The organism is Lentzea sp., assembly GCF_036380075.1.
In the GTDB taxonomy this organism is placed as follows: domain Bacteria; phylum Actinomycetota; class Actinomycetes; order Mycobacteriales; family Pseudonocardiaceae; genus Lentzea.
The window spans coordinates 1-5,365 of sequence record NZ_DASVFL010000026.1; the positions used below are offsets into that span (position 1 = coordinate 1).

Consider the following 5,365-nt stretch of genomic DNA (forward strand, 5'->3'; position numbering starts at 1 on the left):
AAGATCCTGACCTACCACGTCGTCCCCGGCCAGATCTCGCCCGACAAGATCGTCGGCGACCAGAAGACCGTCGAGACCGGCACCGTCAAGGTCAGCGGCACCAAGGACGCGCTGAAGGTCAACGACGCCAACGTGATCTGCGGCGGCGTGCACACCGCCAACGCCACCGTGTACCTCATCGACACGGTGCTGCTCCCCGCCTGATGACCGAGTAACCGAAAGGGCGGGGCTGACTTCGGTCAGCCCCGCCCTTTTCGCACTACGTCAGACCTTCGTCACCTGCACGGTGACGTCCCAGCCGTCGCCCGCGGTCCCGGCGGAGCCGTCCGGCAGCGAGTCGGCCAGCGCGACCGACACCGCCAGGGTCTCCTTCGCGATGAACGCCTCGTGCTCGGCCACGCTCGCCCGCACCTCCGGTCCGGCCGCGATCACTAGCTCGATCCGGTCGGAGATCTCGAAACCGGCCTCGCGACGGGCCACCTGCACCACGCGGACCAGGTCACGCGCCGTGCCCTCGGCCGCGAGCTCGGGGGTGAGCTCGACGTCCAGCGCGATCGTCACGCCGCGCTGCGACTCGACGACCCAGCCGCTGCGCGGCACCTCGGTGACCACCACGTCGTCCGGTCCGACGGTCGCCTCGCCGTCGGCCAGTGCCACGGTCGCGGAACCGTTCTGGCGCAACGCCTCGACGAGCTTGCGCGGGTCCTCGGCGGTGATCGCCTTGGCCACCAGCGGCGTCTGCTTCGCGAAGCGCTTGCCCAGCTCGCGGAAGTTCGCCTTCACGACCACGTCGATCACGTGGCTGTCGGCGTCGAACGGCTGCAGCGCCTTGAGGTTCAGCTCGTCGGCGATGTCGTCGAGCAGGTCCTGCGACAGGGTCTCCCCGGCCGGCAGGCCCACGAGCGCCCGCCGTAGCGGCTGCCGGATGCGCACCTTGCTGGCCTTGCGCGCGGCCCGGCCTGCCTCGGCGAGCGCACGGGCCGTGCGGACCTCCGCGGCCAGCTTCTCGTCGACCAGTGCGGTGTCGGCCACCGGCCACGTCGCCAGGTGCACCGACTCCGTCGCGTCCGGGTTGCCGGGACGCACGACCAGCTGCCACACCTCCTCCGTGACGAACGGCAGGAGCGGCGCCAGCAGCCTGGTCAGCACCTCGAGGCACTCGTACAGCGTCACCAGCGCGTCCGGCTCGCCCTGCCAGAACCGCGTGCGGGACCGGCGGACGTACCAGTTGGACAGGTCGTCCACGAAGTCCGCGAGCAGCCGGCCCGCCTTGGCCGTGTCGTAGTTCTCCATGCGCTCGTCGACCGCGGCGACCAGCGCGTTCAGCTCGCCCAGGACCCAGCGGTCCAGCACGGGCCGTTCCGCGGCGGGCCGGGCGTCCTCGGGACGCCACTGCTGCTGGGCGGCGTAGAGGGCGAAGAACGACGCGGTGTTCCAGTAGGTCAGCAGGACCTTCCGGACGATCTCGTCGAGCGGGCCGGGACCGATCCGGCGCGGCGCCCACGGCGAACCCGAGCAGGCCATGAACCAGCGCAGCGCGTCGGCACCGTGGGCGTCCATCAACGGGATGGGCGCCAGGATGTTGCCGAGGTGCTTGCTCATCTTGCGGCCGTCCTCGGCCATGATGTGGCCCAGGCACACGACGTTCTCGTACGGCGACTGGTCGAACACCAGCGTGTTCACGGCCATCAGCGTGTAGAACCAGCCACGCGTCTGGTCGATCGCCTCGCAGATGTACTGCGCGGGGAACTGCGCCGCGAACTTCTCCTCGCTGCCGGGCACGTGCGGGTACCCGAGCGCGGCGAACGGCATCGCGCCCGAGTCGTACCAGGCGTCGATCACCTCCGGCACGCGCGACGAGGTCTGGCCGCAGTCGGGGCAGGCGAACGTGATCGCGTCGATGTACGGGCGGTGCGGGTCGAGCTCGGAGAGGTCGGCGCCCGCCAGCTCGCCCAGCTCCTTGCGGGAGCCGATGGCCGTGACGTGCCCGTCGGCGCAGCGCCACAACGGCAGCGGCGTGCCCCAGTACCGCGAGCGCGACAACGCCCAGTCGACGTTGTTGTTCAGCCAGTCGCCGTAGCGGCCGTGCTTGATGTGGTCGGGGAACCAGTTGGTCTTCTCGTTCTCCCGCATCAGCTCGTCGCGCACCGCCGTCGTGCGGATGTACCAGGACGGCTGCGCGTAGTACATCAGCGGCGTGTGGCACCGCCAGCAGTGCGGGTACGGGTGCTCGAAGCGCAGGTAGCGGAACAGCAGCCCGCGCGCGGTGAGGTCCTCGACCAGGACCGCGTCGGCGTCCTTGAAGAAGACGCCGCCGACCATCGGCACCTCGTCGAGGAAGCGGCCGTCCGGACCGACGGGGTTGACCAGCGGCAGCCCGTTCGCGCGGCAGACCGCGAGGTCCTCGGCACCGAACGCGGGCGCCTGGTGGACCAGGCCCGTGCCGTCGGTGACGGTGACGTAGTCGGCCAGCACGACCAGGTGCGCGTCGGGGATCTCGACGAGGTCGAACGGACGGCGGTACTTGAGCCCCGCCAGCTCCGCGCCCTGCAGCGAGGCCAGCACCTCGGCGTCCTCGCCCAGCACGTCGCCCAGCAGGGGCTCGGCGAGGACGAACGTGCCGTCGCCCGTGCGCGCCACCACGTAGGTGACCTCGGGGTTCGCCGCGACCGCCGTGTTGGACACGAGCGTCCACGGCGTCGTCGTCCACACGAGCAGGTCGACGTCCGAGTGGCCCGCCAACGGCTCGAGGAGCGGCATTCGCACGTACACCGACGGGTCGGTCACCGTCTCGTAGCCCTGTGCGACCTCGTGGTCGGACAGCGTCGTGCCGTCACGCGGGCAGTACGGCGCGACCCGGAAGTCCTCGACCAGTTTGCCGCCCTCGTGGATGCGCTTGAGCGACCACCACACGCTGTCGACGTACTCCGGCGACATCGTCTCGTAGGGGTTCTCGAGGTCGATCCAGTAGCCCATGCGCTCCGTGAGCTCGGCGAACTCGCCGACGTGGCGCAGCACGGACTCCCGGCACCGCGCGTTGAACTCGGCGACGCCGAACTTCTCGATCTCCGGCTTGCCGGTGATCCCGAGCTCCTTCTCGACCGCGAGCTCGACCGGCAGACCGTGGCAGTCCCACCCCGCCTGGCGGGGCACGGAGTACCCCTTCATCGTGCGGTAGCGGGGGAACACGTCCTTGAAGACCCGCGCCTCGACGTGGTGCGTTCCCGGGTGGCCGTTCGCGGTGGGCGGTCCCTCGTAGAACACCCACGCCGGCCCCTGCGCGGTCTGTTCCAGACTCCGCGCGAAAACGTCCTTCTCCTGCCACCAGGCGGTGATCCGCCGGTCCAGGGCTCCGAAGTCCACCTTGCCCGGCAAGGTGGAGAAAGGCGAATGCTCCGCCATGTGCTCCTCGTTCCAACGCACTGTGAAGTGCGGCGTAGCCGCTCGCGAGGACGAAGACCCGGACGCCGGTCCGAGCTCCGCGGTACCACCCCGCTTGCGCCCGAGGAAACGGGCACCACTCATTTGACACCGCGTGACGTGCGGCACCGTCCGGTTCTACTGGGGCGGTGACCGCCCGTTCTTCCGGAAGCTCCCCGGTGATGGCCGGATCGACGCTGTTGGCGCTGAGGGTAGCGCCAGGTGGCGGTCCGCGAGAAACCGCATTCGGAGAACGGGGAGGAACCCGTGAAATGCGGAGAAGCGGGCAGAGACGAATCTCTGCCCGCTTCTCCGGAGTACGCCGCCAGGGACTCGAACCCCGGACCCGCTGATTAAGAGTCAGCTGCTCTAACCAACTGAGCTAGCGGCGCTTGTTTGTGTGCCGGTAACGTTCCGTTCCGACGTGGAGAACGTTAGCACACGGCTCACGCGCGCTCCCAATCGGCTGGTCAGCGCCGGTTTCGGGGTGCATCGGCCACGTAACGATCCGGCCACTTGAGCAACTTCGGGGCACCTCGTGTCGTCACCTAATCGGGGGACGCCAAAGCACCTAACGCGCAGGCAGTCTCGGGAGTGGCGACAAGCAGATCGGAAGTGCGTCGATGGGGATGTGGAGCAGGCGCGGTCTCGGGGTGGCTGCGGCGGGGGTCGCTGTGATCCTGATCGCAGGCTGTTCGGGTGGGGGGAGCCCGGCGACCATCGCCGCCGGCGGGGAGTCGAGTGCCGCTCCTCCTCCGCCGAAGCCCGTGACGCTGACGCTGGCGCTGAACAACGGCGCGGCCGACGTGGCGCCGGGACTGCCGGTCATCGCCACGGCGGCCGACGGGAAGCTCACCGACGTCAAGCTGACCAACCCCGAGGGCAAGGTCGTCGAGGGGAAGATGAACCCCGAGTCGACGCAGTGGACGAACACCGAGCCGCTCGGGTACGCGAAGACGTACAAGCTCGTCGCCACCGCCGCCGGTGAGGACGGCAAGCCGCAGACCAAGGAGTCGACCTTCACCACGGTGAAGCCGCGCACGCTCACGTACGTGTCGACGAACCCGCAGGACGGCACGACGGTCGGCGTCGGCCAGCCGCTGGCCTTCTACTTCGACGAGCCGGTGGCCGACAAGGCCGCGGCCGAGAAGATGCTCGAGATCACCACCGAGCCCAAGGTCGAGGGCGCCTTCTACTGGTTCAACAAGAAGGAGGTGCACTGGCGTCCGGAGAAGTTCTGGAAGCCGGGCACCAAGATCACGATGAACATCAAGGTCTACGGCAAGCACATCGGTGACGGCATCTACGGCCAGGAAGACCGCACGATCACCACGACGGTCGGCGACGAGGTCATCTACGAGGCCGACGGCCAGACGCACCAGGTCAACGTGAAGGTCAACGGCCAGGTCGTGAAGACCATGCCGACCTCGATGGGCAACGCGGCCAACACCACCCCCACCGGCACGTACGTGCTGATGGAGAAGCACGACCACATGATCATGGACTCGACGACGTACGGCCTGGCGCTGGAGAACGGCGGCTACAAGACGCCGGTCGACTGGGCCTACCGCATGTCCAACAGCGGCATCTTCTTCCACAGCGCGCCGTGGTCCATCGGCGACCAGGGCAACCGCAACGTGAGCCACGGCTGCCTCAACCTCTCGCCCGAGAACGCCCGGTGGGTGTTCGACAACAGCAAGCAGGGCGACGTCGTCACCGTGGCCAACTCCGGCGGCCCCGCGCTCGAGTCGTGGGACGGCTTCGGCGACTGGCAGGTCCCGTGGACCACGTGGGTCCAGGGCAACCGCTGATGTTCTAGGAGACCGTCACCTGTCCGTCCGCGACGGTCAGGTGACGGTTCACCCGCACGGCCTCCAGCATCCGCCGGTCGTGCGTGACCAGCAGCAACGTGCCGGTGTAGCTCTCCAGTGCCTGCTCCAGCTGC

General features: G+C 68.8%; 3 protein-coding genes and 1 tRNA gene. 2 read left to right on the forward strand and 2 right to left on the reverse strand.

Features of this window, described 5'->3' with window-relative positions:
* The coding region (locus tag VF330_RS02715) for a fasciclin domain-containing protein (protein WP_330849866.1) at positions 1-204 on the forward strand (204 nt) is incomplete at its 5' end.
* A 60-nt stretch (positions 205-264) separates the two neighbouring features.
* Here the strand turns inward: VF330_RS02715 and ileS are convergent.
* Both ileS and VF330_RS02725 read right to left on the reverse strand, forming a co-directional pair.
* Positions 265-3,402 carry an isoleucine--tRNA ligase gene (gene ileS / locus VF330_RS02720; RefSeq protein WP_330849867.1) on the reverse strand — a complete coding sequence of 1,046 codons (3,138 nt, stop codon included), beginning with the start codon at positions 3,400-3,402 and terminating at the stop codon, positions 265-267.
* A 336-nt stretch (positions 3,403-3,738) separates the two neighbouring features.
* Positions 3,739-3,812 (reverse strand) — tRNA-Lys (locus tag VF330_RS02725).
* Positions 3,813-4,094: 282 nt separating this feature from the next.
* Here VF330_RS02725 and VF330_RS02730 point away from each other — a divergent pair.
* Positions 4,095-5,231: a L,D-transpeptidase gene (locus VF330_RS02730; protein WP_330849868.1), complete on the forward strand. Its 1,137-nt coding sequence runs from the start codon at positions 4,095-4,097 to the stop codon at positions 5,229-5,231.
* Positions 5,232-5,365 lie beyond the last annotated feature (134 nt).

What these genes read in the sequence shown, in the direction of transcription:
- ileS (WP_330849867.1), bottom strand. Translation starts at nt 3,402, where the DNA reads ATGGCGGAGCATTCGCCTTTCTCCACCTTGCCGGGCAAGGTGGACTTC.